The 12,545-nt window shown below is 68.6% G+C and carries 14 protein-coding genes; 7 read left to right on the top strand and 7 right to left on the bottom strand.

Annotated elements, in window-relative coordinates:
* Nucleotides 1-4: 4 nt before the first annotated feature.
* The 4 genes from FHR90_RS10540 to minC all read right to left on the bottom strand — a co-directional run bounded on the left by FHR90_RS10540 (nt 5) and on the right by minC (nt 3,166).
* Nucleotides 5-1,207 carry an MFS transporter gene (locus FHR90_RS10540; RefSeq protein WP_176622570.1) on the bottom strand — a complete coding sequence of 401 codons (1,203 nt, stop codon included), beginning with the start codon at nt 1,205-1,207 and terminating at the stop codon, nt 5-7.
* Between the two features lie 61 nt (nt 1,208-1,268).
* Nucleotides 1,269-1,592 carry a cell division topological specificity factor MinE gene (gene minE / locus FHR90_RS10535; protein ID WP_176622572.1) on the bottom strand — a complete coding sequence of 108 codons (324 nt, stop codon included), beginning with the start codon at nt 1,590-1,592 and terminating at the stop codon, nt 1,269-1,271.
* Nucleotides 1,589-2,404, bottom strand: coding sequence for a septum site-determining protein MinD (gene minD / locus FHR90_RS10530; protein WP_176622574.1), 816 nt, complete (start codon nt 2,402-2,404; stop codon nt 1,589-1,591). Before minD ends, minE begins: the two co-directional genes overlap by 4 nt.
* An 81-nt stretch (nt 2,405-2,485) precedes the next feature.
* Complete coding sequence (gene minC, locus FHR90_RS10525; RefSeq protein ID WP_338082155.1) at nt 2,486-3,166, bottom strand: septum site-determining protein MinC; 681 nt, start codon at nt 3,164-3,166, stop codon at nt 2,486-2,488.
* A gap of 145 nt (nt 3,167-3,311) precedes the next feature.
* Between minC and fzlA the strand changes: the two genes are divergently transcribed.
* The 3 genes from fzlA (at nt 3,312) to FHR90_RS10510 (ending at nt 5,246) form a co-directional block, all read left to right on the top strand.
* Complete coding sequence (fzlA, locus tag FHR90_RS10520) at nt 3,312-3,980, top strand: FtsZ-binding protein FzlA (RefSeq protein WP_176626655.1); 669 nt, start codon at nt 3,312-3,314, stop codon at nt 3,978-3,980.
* A 79-nt stretch (nt 3,981-4,059) separates the two neighbouring features.
* Nucleotides 4,060-4,386 (top strand): hypothetical protein, encoded by a 327-nt coding sequence (locus tag FHR90_RS10515; RefSeq protein ID WP_183275203.1) that lies wholly within the window; start codon nt 4,060-4,062, stop codon nt 4,384-4,386.
* Nucleotides 4,387-4,424: 38 nt separating this feature from the next.
* The gene (locus tag FHR90_RS10510; RefSeq protein WP_176626188.1) at nt 4,425-5,246 is read left to right on the top strand and encodes a class I SAM-dependent methyltransferase; all 822 of its coding nucleotides are present in this window, start codon (nt 4,425-4,427) and stop codon (nt 5,244-5,246) included.
* A 7-nt stretch (nt 5,247-5,253) separates the two neighbouring features.
* Here FHR90_RS10510 and FHR90_RS10505 read toward each other — a convergent pair whose 3' ends face one another.
* Nucleotides 5,254-5,727 carry a GNAT family N-acetyltransferase gene (locus FHR90_RS10505; RefSeq protein ID WP_176626190.1) on the bottom strand — a complete coding sequence of 158 codons (474 nt, stop codon included), beginning with the start codon at nt 5,725-5,727 and terminating at the stop codon, nt 5,254-5,256.
* Nucleotides 5,724-6,488 (bottom strand): alpha/beta hydrolase family protein, encoded by a 765-nt coding sequence (locus FHR90_RS10500; RefSeq protein WP_183275202.1) that lies wholly within the window; start codon nt 6,486-6,488, stop codon nt 5,724-5,726. The genes FHR90_RS10505 and FHR90_RS10500 overlap by 4 nt, the downstream gene beginning before the upstream one ends.
* Before the next feature lie 75 nt (nt 6,489-6,563).
* On the opposite strand from FHR90_RS10500, the gene FHR90_RS10495 reads away from it, so the two are divergent.
* The 4 genes from FHR90_RS10495 (at nt 6,564) to FHR90_RS10480 (ending at nt 11,849) form a co-directional block, all read left to right on the top strand.
* Entirely contained in the window at nt 6,564-7,769 is a 1,206-nt protein-coding gene (locus FHR90_RS10495; RefSeq protein WP_183275201.1) for a glycosyltransferase family 4 protein, read from the top strand.
* Nucleotides 7,769-8,728, top strand: coding sequence for a glycosyltransferase family 9 protein (locus tag FHR90_RS10490; RefSeq protein WP_183275264.1), 960 nt, complete (start codon nt 7,769-7,771; stop codon nt 8,726-8,728). Before FHR90_RS10495 ends, FHR90_RS10490 begins: the two co-directional genes overlap by 1 nt.
* 72 nt (nt 8,729-8,800) lie before the next feature.
* Nucleotides 8,801-10,738 (top strand): threonine--tRNA ligase, encoded by a 1,938-nt coding sequence (gene thrS / locus FHR90_RS10485; protein ID WP_176624773.1) that lies wholly within the window; start codon nt 8,801-8,803, stop codon nt 10,736-10,738.
* Nucleotides 10,739-11,129: 391 nt separating this feature from the next.
* A complete protein-coding gene (locus FHR90_RS10480) occupies nt 11,130-11,849 on the top strand; it encodes a hypothetical protein (protein ID WP_176624775.1) in 720 nt (239 codons plus the stop codon).
* 71 nt (nt 11,850-11,920) lie between these two features.
* Here FHR90_RS10480 and FHR90_RS10475 read toward each other — a convergent pair whose 3' ends face one another.
* Nucleotides 11,921-12,505, bottom strand: coding sequence for a transporter (locus FHR90_RS10475; protein ID WP_246330206.1), 585 nt, complete (start codon nt 12,503-12,505; stop codon nt 11,921-11,923).
* Between the last annotated feature and the right edge of the window lie 40 nt (nt 12,506-12,545).

Genomic DNA, 12,545 nt, shown 5'->3' with positions numbered 1-12,545 from the left:
TCTTTCAGCGCAGCACATTCTCCAGCGCCGGTCGAGACGCACCCGAACCGGCGTTCAGCCGTCGCTGCAGGACGAACAGATGCACCGCCGGCCAGAAGCTGAGGATGGAGGCGACCAGCAGTGACACCCGCAGCGCGCCCTCGCCGAAATGCGGGGTGAGCAGATCGCTGATCCAGCCGAACAGCGGCGGTCCGATGGCGATACCGGCGGCATTGCAGGCCAGGCTGAACAGGGCGGAAGCGGTGGCGCGGCGCTCGGGGGGCACCACGGAGGGCACGGCGCCATAGGCCGGACCCACGGCAAGCGAGGAAATCGTGGCAGTCCCCACCAGCATCGTCAGTGACAGTGCCAGGGAGTGCGTCGCCATCTGCACCACTCCCAGCGGCTGCGCGAGCAGGTAGGCCCAGAAGGCGAAGCGGAGAATGCCGCCCATGCCGCGGCCGCGCGTCATCCGCTCGGCCAGCGGACCGCCGGCGAAGCTGCCGGCCATGTAGGCGAGACCGATGCCGAGCCCGAACCACAGCCCGGCCTGCGCCGCACTCAGGCCGAACGAGCGCATGTAGAACGACACGCTCCATAGCGTGATGCCATAATTCACGATCTGGCTGGTCAGGCCATAGAGCAGCAGGTCGCGCAGGTCGCGATTGGCGAGCAGCTCGCGCCAGGAGCCGGGTTGCAGCCCGCCTGACGCGGCCTGCGGCTCGCGCACGAACAGCGCCATCAGCAGCGCTACCGGCAGTCCGGCCAGCCCAAGCAGGATAAAGGTCTTACGCCAGCCGAGATGGCCGACCATCCAGCCGCCGCCGGCCAGCCCGATCACATAGCCCAGGGTCGAGATGCCGTAGGTCACCGAGAAGGCCGTCGCCCGGCTTGCCTCGGTCGAGTAGGCGGCGGTGAGCGAGGACGAGGTGGGTGAGAACGCCGCCTGGCCGAGTCCGACCCCGATCCGGCCGCAGGCGATGCCGGCGACGCCATGCGCGCGGCCGACCAGGGCGGTGGCGATGCTCCAGATCGCAATCCCCGCACTGGCCAGTCGGGCCGCGAAGCCGCGATCGGCGACGAGCGCGAACGGGATCACCATCACCGCATAGAGCAGCGCGAACGAGGTGCCGCCCAGCAGGCCGATGGTGGCATCGGACAGGCCCAGTTCGTGTTTGATCGCATCGTTGGCGGTGGAGAACACCAGCCGGTCGATATAGTCGAGCATGCCGGCCAGCCCGAGCAGCCCGATGACGACCGGCGACCAGCCCAGCCGCGAACGGGCCGGCTCAGCCAGCGCGCAGCACCGTCTTGGGGTCGGGCTTCGGCGCCTCGGCGGACTTGCCCGCCGTCTTGATCAGATCCGGCACCTCGATGTCGATCTCAAGCGTGGAGACCTGCGCACCGCGATCGAGCTTGATCAGCACCTTGTCGCGATCGACGGCAACGTGCTTGGCGATCACCGCGAGGATCTCTTCCTGCAGCTTCGCCACGAGATCGCTCTGTCCGGCGAGACCACCGCCGCCGCGCTCATGGGCGAGCAGGATCTGCAGCCGGTCGCGCGCGACGGGGGCGGACGAGGATTTGCGGGTGAAGAAGCTCAGCAGGCTCATGCCACCCTCCGCTTGAACAGCCGGTCGAGGAAGCCCTTGCGGTCGGTCGGCACCACCATCTCGAGGCTCTCGCCCTGCAGGCGCTTGGCGGCATCGAAATAGGCCCGCGCAGGCGCGCTGTCGGGGTTGTTGAGGGTGACCGGCGCACCGAGATTCGAGGCGCGCAGCACCTCCTCGCTCTCCGGGATGATGCCCAGCAGCGGGATCGACAGGATCTCCAGCACGTCCTCGGTCTTGAGCATCTCGCCGCGCGCCGCCCGGGCCGGGTCGTAGCGGGTCAGCAGCAGGTGCTTGTCGATCTTCTCGCCCTTGACCGCCTTCTCGGTGGTCGAATCGAGCATGCCGATGATGCGGTCGCTGTCGCGCACCGAGCTGACCTCGGGGTTGGTGACCACCACCGCCACGTCGGCGTGGTGCATCGCCATCTGCGCGCCCTTCTCGATGCCCGCGGGGCTGTCGCAGACCACCCAGTCGAACTTCTCGCGCAGTTCGCCGATCACCCGCTCGACCCCGTCGGGGGTCAGCGCATCCTTGTCGCGGGTCTGCGAGGCCGGCAGCAGGCTCAGCGTGTCGACGCGCTTGTCGCGGATCAGCGCCTGGTTGAGCTTCGCGTCGCCGTTGACGACGTTGATCAGGTCGAACACCACCCGGCGCTCCGCACCCAGGATCAGGTCGAGATTGCGCAGGCCGACATCGAAATCGACCACCACCACGTTCTGCCCGGCCTTTGCCAGCGCCGCACCGATGGCCGCCGTCGAGGTGGTCTTGCCGACGCCGCCCTTGCCTGATGTAACGACCAGAACCTTGGCCATGCGTTTGCGCCTCCCCGTCGGCGGTAGTCTATTTGCCCGATTCGTCCTGCTTACGCAGAAGCGGAGGCAGTTGGAAACCCGTCAGTCGAGTCGCGTCACCAGAACGTTCTCGTCGTGCAGCCTCGCCTGCGCCGGCTGCCCGGTCAGGGCTGCGGGAATATCTTCCGCTGTGAGATAATAGCCGTCGATCGCGATCAGTTCGGCCTCCATCCGTCGGCACAGGATGCGCGATTCGGGCCGCCCCGACAGCCCCGCCACCGCTCGTCCGCGCAGCGCGCCGTAGACATGGATCGACCCGCCGGCGACCACCTCCGCGCCCGAGGCGACCGAACCCATGACGATGATGTCGCCCTCCGGATAGACGATCGACTGGCCCGACCGCACCGGCTCGTCGAGGATCAGCGATCCGGGGGCCGCCGGCGGGGCAGGGGCCTCCTCCTCGGGGATGTCGAGCGCGCCGACCGCACGGCCGCCGGTCAGCGCGTCGGGCCAGTCCCAGCCGCGCGTCGCCTCCCAGTCCGGGCTGCCGCCCTCGATCGCGATCAGCCGGATGCCGCGCTCCGTCAGCGCCGGCACCAGCCCGTCCAGCCCCTCGTCATCGGCGGCGAGCAGGCCGAGATCGAGGATCACCGGTTTGCCGGCGAAAAACGCCGACGATCGGGCGATCTGTGCGTCGAGCGCTGTCAGCCAATCGGCGATCATCGGCTCCGGGGACAGCACCAGCGCCATGAATGAGCGCCCCCGTACCCGAATCTGCGGCAGCGTCGCCGTGGGGCTCGTGGAAGGGTCGCGATCGGCGGGAGGGGGCAAGGGCGCGGTCTTTTCGGTTTCGTGTCAGGTATTTGGCCTCCGAATCCGCTCGGAAGCCATATGGCGGCGCGGCGGAGGATGCCATAATCTGCGCCACATGCGGATTCTCTACCACCTGCCCCTCTCGCCGGGCGCCCGTCAGGTGCGGCTCGCCCTCTCCGAGAAGCGTCTGCCGTTCGAATTGCGTGCGGAGAAGACCTGGGAGCAGCGGCCGGAATTCCTGGCTCTCAACCCGGCCGGCACCGTGCCGGTGCTGCATGAGGAAACAGGGCTCGCGATCCCGGAGGCGCCGGTGATCTGCGAATATCTCGAGGAAGCCTACCCTGACAATTCGCTGCTCGGCCGCACCCTGGGCGAGCGGGTGGAGGTGCGCCGGCTGGTGGCCTGGTTCGATCTGAAATTTGCCCGCGAGGTGACCGACAACCTGCTTGGCGAGAAATACTTCAAGCGCCTGATGGGTCGCGGCACCACCGACGGCACCGCGATGCGCAACGGCTATGCCAATCTGCGCCATCATCTCGACTATATCGGCTGGCTGTCGGAAAGCCGGCGCTGGCTGGCGGGCGGGTCGCTGTCGCTGGCCGATTTCGCAGCCGCGGCGCATCTCTCCGCCCTTGACTACATTGGCGATGTCGACTGGTCGTTGAACCCGGCGGCCAAGGACTGGTATGCGAAGGTCAAGTCGCGCCCCTGCTTCCGCGCCCTGCTCAACGACCGGGTGACCGGCATGAGTCCGCCGGAACATTACGCCGACCTCGATTTCTGACCGGTTCACGGTTTTTTCATCAGTATGGGCGATCCTTCATGGGCAAACTCGTCGAGATGTCCGCAAAGATGACCCAGCGATGAAGCGTTTTCTCAGCCCCGGATGCATGGTGATGCTGGGCCTGGCCTGTGGGCAGCCGTTGGCCGCCTCGGCGATGGCCAGCACCTGCAGCGTTGTGACCGGTCTGCACGCCGCCGGCGTCGCTGCGGCTGTCACGCCGGCACGGCCGCGCGTCGTGCTGACGCCGCTGCAGACCGGGCTCTGGCATGGGCTGATGCGTCAGGCGGCGCGCGTCATCGCCGGTGTCGATATCGATGCCCCGAGCGAACGCAGGCGCGCGCCCGCGGCGTTCTCCCTGCCTGACCGGCAGACCAATCGGGTCAAGCTGGTCGGGGAGGCGGCCTGAGACCGGCCCGGCGACCCCCGCTGAAGGACATCTGCTGCATGGCGTTCCGTTCGGCCGCTCTCGCGACCCTGCTGCTCGTCGCGACAGGCCCGGCCTCGGCGCAGACCGCGCCGCCGCACAGCCTCGCCGAGGCTGTCGCCTCGCCGGTGCGCAGCCCCAGCCTCGTTGCGCGCGACGCGGCGCGCCATCCGCAGGCCGAACTCGAATTCTTCGGCATCACCCCCAGCTCGAACGTGGTCGAGATCTGGCCGGGCGGCGGTTACTGGACTGAAATCCTCGCCCCCTATCTGCACGATCACGGCACCTATCATGTCGCTCTGGGTGACGCCGAGGGCGATCGAACCGAGGCGGCGTTCGCCAGGATCCCGACGCGGCTGGCGGAAAAGATCAAGGCCGAGCCCGCCCTGTTCGACCATATCCGGTTCACCGAGCTCGCGCATGGCCACGACGTCATCGCCCCGCCGGGGACCGCCGATGTCGTGCTGACCTTCCGCAACCTGCACAACTGGATGGCGGCGGACGACGCGACCGAGATGCTGGACGCGATCCATGCCGCGCTGAAGCCGGGCGGCATCCTTGGCATCGAGGACCACCGCGCCCGTCCCGACCAGAAGCAGGATCCGCAGGCCGCCGACGGTTATGTCCGTCAGGACTACGCGATCGCGCTGATCGAGAACGCCGGGTTCAAGCTCGTCGGCTCGTCGGAGATCGACGCCAACCCGCGCGACACCACCCATTGGCCGAAAGGTGTGTGGACGTTGCCGCCGAGCTACGCCCTCGGTACGCAGGACCACGACCGCTATGCTGCGGTCGGGGAGGCTGACAATTTCGTGCTGAAGTTCCGCAAGCTCGGCAGATGAGAGGCCGCTATGGTTCGGCCGGCAGATCGAGATGCAGGAAGCGGTTGAAGTCGCTTTCCGCATAGCCACCGAACGCCGCACCCGGTTCGAAACCGCGGCGCCGATAGAGCGCGAGTGCCGGATCGAACGCATTCCCGGTGCCCGTCTCCAGCGACAGCCGCCGCAGGCCGCGCGACCGCGCCTCGCCGATGATGTGCTCGAGCAGGGCGGCACCGACCCCGCTGCGCAGGAAATCAGGATGCGTGCGCATCGACTTCACCTCTCCCTGCGAGCAGTCGAGCAGACGCAGCGCGCCGATCCCGGCGAGTCTGCCGTCCCGATACAGCCCCCACACCGTCACGCCCGGCCGATGCAGCGCCGACACATCCAGCGCATGCACGCTGCCCGGCGGCGAGAAGGCGTGCATGCCGCGCAGATGCAGGTCCAGCAGCGCCAGCGTCTCGGGCGCCTCCAGATCGGCGATGCGAATCTCCGAGGTCATGCCGGGTGCAGCGACGCCAGCGCCTCGCACAGCAGGGCGAGGTCGGCGGGTCGCGACAGCCGGTGATCGCCGTCCTTGACCAGCAGCACTCTCACGTCGTCGGCCTCGAGATGCTCGGCGATCGCCAGCGAGAGCGGCCAGGGCACCTCGCCGTCGCGCTGGCCATGCAGCAGCCGCACCGGCGCGGTGATCATCAGCTTCTGCCGCATGACGAAATGCGCCGCCGCGTCGTCGAGCATGCTCTGCGAGATCCTGAACGGCGGCCCCCAGGGCGTGGGCACCTCCGCCACCCCGTCGCGGGCGAGGGCGGCACGCTGCTCGGGGGAGAACCCGGCCTGCATCTGTGTGGTGATGTCGGGGGCGGCGGCGATCAGCACCAGCCCGTCGCAGCGCTGCCCCAGCGCGCGGGCCGCCAGCAGCGTCACCCAGCCGCCGATCGAGCTGCCGACCAGCCGCACCGGCCCCGCCACCGCGGCCGCCTTCAGCACATCGAGCGTATCGCGCAGCCACAGCCCCGGGCCGCCGTCCTCGAACCGGCCGCCGCTCTGGCCATGACCGCGGTAGTCCAGCGCCAGCATCCCCGCATCCCCGGCCTCCGCCCAAGCGGCGATGGCGCGTGCCTTGTCGCCCGCCATGTCGCTGCCGAGCCCGTGCAGATACAGCACCGTCGGGCGCCCCGGACCGGCCGGGCGATGGCGCCAGGCGAGGTGCGGGGCGTCGTCTCTGTGCAGGTGCAGGGCGGGGGTGTCGAACAGGTTCATGCCGTCTGGCTAGCACAGCCGGCCGCATGGTCCAGTCGCTTCCGCAACCAGCGCCGATGCTGTAGGCGGAACGCCATGAATGCCCCGACCATCCTCCAGGTGCTGCCGGCCCTGCAAAGCGGCGGCGTCGAGCGCGGCACGATCGAGATGACACAGGCGATCACCGCTGCCGGCGGCCGCGCGCTGGTGGCGAGCGCGGGCGGGCGGCTGGTGCCGCTGGTCGAGCGCGCCGGCGGGCTGCATGCGCGGATGCAGCTGATGAGCCGCGACCCGGTCACCATCCTGCTCAATGCGCGCCGTCTCGCGCGGCTGATCCGGCAGGAGCGGGTCGATCTGGTGCATGCGCGCTCGCGCGCGCCGGCCTGGTCGGCCTGGCTGGCGGCGAAGCTGACGCGCACGCCGTTCGTCACCACCTGGCACGGCGTCTACAGCGAGAATCTGCCCGGCAAGCGGCGCTACAATGCGGTGATGGCGCGTGGGGCGCGGGTGATCGCGATCAGCCGCTTCGTGGCGGCCCGCGTGGCCGGGGACTACCTCGTGCCCCCCGAGCGGCTGCGGGTGATCCCGCGCGGCGCCGATATCGGCCAGTTCGATCCGGCCCTGGTCTGGGGGGAGCGTATCCACCGCCTCGCGCGCGACTGGCAGTTGCCCGAGGACGCGCCGGTGATCATGCTGCCCGGCCGCATCACCCGCTGGAAGGGCCACGCGCTGCTGGTCGAGGCGCTCGCGCGGATGCGCGACCGCCGGGCGATCGCGTTGTTCGTCGGCGCCGCGCCCGACCGCCGCTCCGGTCGGCGCTTCGTGCGCGAACTGCTTGATCTGGCGCGCAGGAGCGGCGTTGCCGAGCGAGTCCGCTTCGCTGGGCACTGTGCCGACATGCCGGCCGCATTCGCCCTGGCCGACCTGGTGGTGGTGCCGTCGCTGAAGCCGGAGCCGTTCGGCCGGGTGGTGGTCGAGGCGCAGGCGATGGCGCGGCCGGTCATCGTCGCCCGCCACGGGGCGGCGATGGAGACCGTCACCGACGGGCAGACCGGCTGGACGGTGCCGCCGGGCGATGTGGCAGCCTGGGCCGCGACCCTCGACGCGGTGCTCGGCTTTCCCGCCGACGATGTGGCGGCTGTCGGCGAGGCCGGGCGGAGGGCGGTGCATGCCGGCTATACCACGGCGTCGATGCAGCAGGCGACGCTGGCGGTCTATGACGAGCTGCTCGGCACACGTCTTGCGGCCTGTCCGCCGGCGCAGGACGAGGATGCGATGGTGGTGGCGGGTGCTGCGTCGTGATCCGGCGCGTGCTGGTCATCCGGCTCGGCGCGCTGGGTGATTTCGTTCTGTCCTTCGGCCCGTTCGCGGCCATCCGGCGGGCCCATCCCGACGCTGCGATCACCCTGCTGACCACTGCGCCATTCGCCGAACTCGGTGCGCTGAGCCCGTATTTCGACCGTGTCGAGATCGATCGCCGGCCGCGCTGGTGGCAGCCGGTGGCGACGATGCGGCTGCGCCGACAGTTGCGCGGCTTTGATTTCGTCTATGACCTGCAGACCTCGTCGCGCTCCAGCCTCTATCACCTGCTCGCCGGCCGGCCGCGCTGGTCCGGCATCGCACCGCTGGCCTCGCATCCCGACCGCGACCCCGACCGCAACTTCCGCCACAGCATCGACCGCCAGCGTGGCCAGCTCCGCGATGCCGGCATCGGCGCAGTGCCGCTGGCCGATCTGTCCTGGCTGCGCGCCGCCGGGCAGGCGCGGCTGGGTGCCGAACTGGGCAGCGAAACGGTGCTGCCGGCCGATGCCTACGCCGTGCTGATCCCGGGCGCCTCGGCGCATCGCAACGTCAAGCGCTGGCCGAGCGGCGGCTATGTCGAGGTTGCGAAGATGCTGGTCGCGCGCGGCCTGGTTCCGGTCGTCGTCGGCACCGAGGCCGAACGCGGGCTCGCGCAGGCGATCGTCGGCGCGACGCCGGGCGCGGTCGATCTGACGGGGCGCACCTCGCTGCCGGGGCTTGCCGCCCTGGTCGCTGGCGCCCGGCTCGCGGTCGGCAACGATACCGGACCGATGCATCTCGCCGCGCAGATGGGCACGCGCTGCCTGACGCTGTTCTCGTCCGCCTCCGATCCGGCCCTGTCGGCGCCGGTCGGGCCGGACCCCGCACGCCTCGCGGTTCTGCGCGAGGCGGTGCTGGCCGACCTGCCGGTCGGGCGCGTTTGTGCGGAGGTCGCGCGTCTGCTGGATCATGCGGCCTGACCGGCCAGTCTCTTGATCGCCCCTGGCGCAAGGGCCATACGAAGCGCTCCATTGTTGCCGAGGATCGCCTTCATGCCCGCCATCACCCTGCCCGACGGCGCCGTTCGCAGCTTCGAGCGCAGCGTCACCGGCACGCAGGTGGCGGAAGCGATCGGGCCCGGCCTCGCGCGCGTAGCACTGGCGATGGAGGTCGATGGCGAACTGCGCGATCTCGCCAGCGAGATCGACCATGACGCGCATCTGCGTTTCATCACCAGGCGCGATCCCGAGGCGCTGGGGATGATCCGTCACGATGCAGCCCATGTGCTGGCCGAGGCGGTGCAGGAGCTCTGGCCCGGTACCCAGGTGACGATCGGTCCGGCGATCGAGAACGGGTTCTATTACGATTTCTACCGCAATGCGCCGTTCACGCCGGAGGATTTCCCGGCCATCGAGGCGAAGATGCGCGAGATCATCGCGCGCAACGCCGGCTTCGAGCGCGAGGTCTGGCCGCGCGCCGACGCGATCGCCTTCTTCGAGGCGCGTGGCGAGCGCTTCAAGGCCGAGCTGATCCGCGATCTGCCCGAGAGCGAGTCGATCTCGATCTACCGACAGGGCGAGTGGCTCGATCTGTGTCGCGGTCCGCACATGCGGTCGACCGGCGATGTCGGGGGTGCGTTCAAGCTGATGAAGGTGGCCGGCGCCTATTGGCGCGGCGATCACCGTAACCCGATGCTGACCCGTATCTACGCCACCGCCTGGCGCGACGACAAGGAACTCGCCGCCCATCTGCATCAGCTCGAGGAGGCCGAGCGCCGCGACCACCGCCGCATCGGCCGCGAGATGGACCTGTTCCACATCCAGGAAGAGGCGGTCGGACAGATCTTCTGGCACCCCAAGGGCTGGCGCCTGTATTCGACGCTGATCGACTACATGCGCCGTGCGCAGATCCGGGGTGGCTATGAGGAAGTCCGCACCCCGCAGCTCGTCGACCGTTCGCTGTGGGAGGCGTCCGGGCACTGGGACAAGTATCGCGAGCACATGTTCATCGCCACCGTCGAGGACGAGGACAAGACCCTCGCCCTCAAGCCGATGAACTGCCCCTGCCATGTGCAGATCTTCCGTCATGGACTGCGCAGCTATCGCGAGCTGCCGTGGCGGATGGCGGAGTTCGGCGCCTGCCACCGCTACGAGCCGTCGGGCGCACTGCACGGGATCATGCGCGTGCGAGGTTTCGTACAGGACGATGCGCATATCTTCTGCACCGAGGCGCAGATCGCCCCCGAGACGGCGCGTTTCGTCGCCATGCTGGCCGAGACCTATCGCGATCTCGGTTTCGACAGCTTCCGGGTGAAGTTTGCCGACCGTCCGGAGCAGCGCGCCGGCGACGATGCCACCTGGGACCGCGCCGAGGCGGCGCTGATCGAGGCCTGCCGCCTTGCCGGCGTGGACTACGAGCATAATCCGGGCGAGGGCGCATTCTATGGCCCGAAGCTCGAGTTCGTGCTGCGCGACGCGATCGGCCGCGACTGGCAATGCGGCACGCTGCAGGTCGACTACGTGCTGCCCGAGCGTCTGGACGCCTCCTATATCGGCGAGGACAGCGCGCGCCATCGTCCGGTGATGCTGCACCGCGCGGTGCTGGGCAGCTTCGAGCGCTTCCTGGGCATCCTCATCGAGCATTATGCCGGCCGCTTCCCGCTCTGGCTGGCGCCGGTGCAGGTGGTGGTGGCGTCGATCGTCACCGATGCCGAGCCCTATGCGCAGGAGGTGGCCGCGCGGCTTCGCGCCAGCGGTCTCGCGGTCGAGGTGGATGGGCGCAACGAGAAGATCAACGCCAAGATCCGCGAGCACAGCCTCGCCCGCGTGCCGGTGATCCTCGTCGTGGGTCGCAAGGAGGCCGAGGCGCGCACGGTGGCGATGCGGCGCCTCGGCGGCGAGGCGCAGACCGTGTTCGGGCTCGACGAGGCCGGTGCTGCGTTGATCGCGGAAGCGCTGCCGCCCGATCTGCGACGTCTGTCGGCCGCGTAGACGGCGGGCAATCGGCGCGTCAGCGCTGCCGTGACCTCGGCTGCGGCAGTATCGACTCGAGGGAATTTCAGGGCGCAGGCCGGGGACATCCCGGTCTTTCATTCGTCTAAAGTCCAAAAAAACGGCAAATTCCGAACGCAGGATGCCGAAAATGCTTTACATTTGTTGCGCGGCACAATCCTAATTGCTTCGTGATCGAAGCGGTCGGGCGAGGCGCCCTCCCATCGACACCACGATCAGGCGAAAGACGCCGGCACTCGGCTTCGTTGGAAACACCAAGATGCGCTGACTGGCGATGACCTGCTCGCACGTAGGTCTTCGTTACGAGATCGATACATTTGGTGGCGCCGCCACCGATGATGATGATTCCAGCCTGAGCGAGGGATGAGACATGACAGATTATGTATCAGTCGTCGGATCGACCGGAAGCTCGATCAGCCTATACCTGCCGCCTGCCACCGTGGCTGACCTGCTCGCCTCCAGCGTGACCCAGTCGCTGTCGACGACCATCTCGCCCGGTCCGGCGTTGAGCGGCGGCGGCAGTGTGCTGGCGGTTTCGGTCAGCAGTGCGGCCAGCATCGTCGGCGGAATCGGTGAAGTCATGTCCCAGGCCGGCCTGCCGATGATGTACAACCCTGCCTCGCTCCCCGCGGGCAGCGACACCATCACGGCGGTGACGGGCCACATCACGGTGAGCGGCGCGTTGTCCGCGCCGATGACCTTCACCGGCACCGGCGGGCTGATGGGGCTGTACGGCGAGGCGGCCGCCCATGGCGGCTCGGTCACCGGCGCGGTGTTCAATGCCGGCTCGGTGAGCGTCAGCCTGCTGGGGGGTGCTGCCGGCGACGTCTTCATTCCCGACGCCAGCTCGCTGCCCGGCGGCTCGCATCTGACTGGCTTCACGCTCGATTTCGGCACGCCGGCCGGTGTGACGGAAATCACCCTGGGCACGTTCGGCGCCGGGTTCGGCGATACCGTGGTCATCAAGGGTTTCGGCGCCAACCAGATCCAGACCGCGCTCGCCAGCCAGGTCCATGCGAACGGGGCCACCACCATTACCCTGTCCGACAGCACCAAGATCACTTTCGTCGGTATCACTCCGCAGAGCTGAGCCTGAAACCTGTGGCCCGCGACCTGTCGCGGGTCACACGTTCCGATCCTCGGGGATGGGCCTCCGGTCCGTCAGAAGGCCTTGTAGATCCGGAAGTTCAGTCTGTAGGCCTCGCGAAACCCGTTCTGCACCTCGGTGTCGCGTCCGTAGAGTGCCAGCAGATTCCAGCCGGGTGCGACGGCATAGGATAGTCCGACCTTGAAATTGACCGTCGCCGTGTGCGAGACGTTCAACTTGATGTCGTCCAATGACTGCGCGCCGCCGAAATACTGAAACGATCCAGCGCGGAGTTGAAGCTTTGGCGTGAGGTCGTAGGTCAGCCACTCCTGCGTCTCCCCGAGCGGATCCTGCGCGAGGCTCTGCCGGGCGGGGCCGTAGTCGTTGTTGCGGGTGAAGAACGTCACCCCCGCCGCGAGCATCAGCTTGAGCCTCGGGGTCACGACGGGCGTGATGTAGCCTGCCTGGAGCTCGAACTTCCACCGATGCTCGCCCACCGACAGCGCGGCGTTGTGGTCGTACTGCCCGGTCGGTGCGGTGATGAACGGCGTGATGCCGAAGAAGTGGCCGGTCTTCGCGTCGTGCTGGAACCAGAATGTCGAGGTCCTCCGCCCCACGGTTGTTTGAGACACTCCGTTAGCGGACGGTCTCCGCCTCAGGGGTGAGGACGATGACGACGAACACGGGAACGATTGCCGG

Source organism: Endobacter medicaginis, from assembly GCF_014192375.1.
In the GTDB taxonomy this organism is placed as follows: Bacteria; Pseudomonadota; Alphaproteobacteria; order Acetobacterales; family Acetobacteraceae; genus Endobacter; species Endobacter medicaginis.
This window is presented reverse-complemented; position numbering and strand designations above follow the sequence as displayed.

What these genes read in the sequence shown, in the direction of transcription:
- minE (WP_176622572.1), bottom strand. Translation starts at nt 1,592, where the DNA reads ATGAGCCTGCTGAGCTTCTTCACCCGCAAATCCTCGTCCGCCCCCGTC.
- thrS (WP_176624773.1), top strand. Translation starts at nt 8,801, where the DNA reads ATGCCCGCCATCACCCTGCCCGACGGCGCCGTTCGCAGCTTCGAGCGC.
- FHR90_RS10540 (WP_176622570.1), bottom strand. Translation starts at nt 1,207, where the DNA reads ATGCTCGACTATATCGACCGGCTGGTGTTCTCCACCGCCAACGATGCG.
- FHR90_RS10505 (WP_176626190.1), bottom strand. Translation starts at nt 5,727, where the DNA reads ATGACCTCGGAGATTCGCATCGCCGATCTGGAGGCGCCCGAGACGCTG.
- FHR90_RS10480 (WP_176624775.1), top strand. Translation starts at nt 11,130, where the DNA reads ATGACAGATTATGTATCAGTCGTCGGATCGACCGGAAGCTCGATCAGC.
- minD (WP_176622574.1), bottom strand. Translation starts at nt 2,404, where the DNA reads ATGGCCAAGGTTCTGGTCGTTACATCAGGCAAGGGCGGCGTCGGCAAG.
- fzlA (WP_176626655.1), top strand. Translation starts at nt 3,312, where the DNA reads ATGCGGATTCTCTACCACCTGCCCCTCTCGCCGGGCGCCCGTCAGGTG.
- FHR90_RS10495 (WP_183275201.1), top strand. Translation starts at nt 6,564, where the DNA reads ATGAATGCCCCGACCATCCTCCAGGTGCTGCCGGCCCTGCAAAGCGGC.
- FHR90_RS10500 (WP_183275202.1), bottom strand. Translation starts at nt 6,488, where the DNA reads ATGAACCTGTTCGACACCCCCGCCCTGCACCTGCACAGAGACGACGCC.
- FHR90_RS10510 (WP_176626188.1), top strand. Translation starts at nt 4,425, where the DNA reads ATGGCGTTCCGTTCGGCCGCTCTCGCGACCCTGCTGCTCGTCGCGACA.
- FHR90_RS10515 (WP_183275203.1), top strand. Translation starts at nt 4,060, where the DNA reads ATGAAGCGTTTTCTCAGCCCCGGATGCATGGTGATGCTGGGCCTGGCC.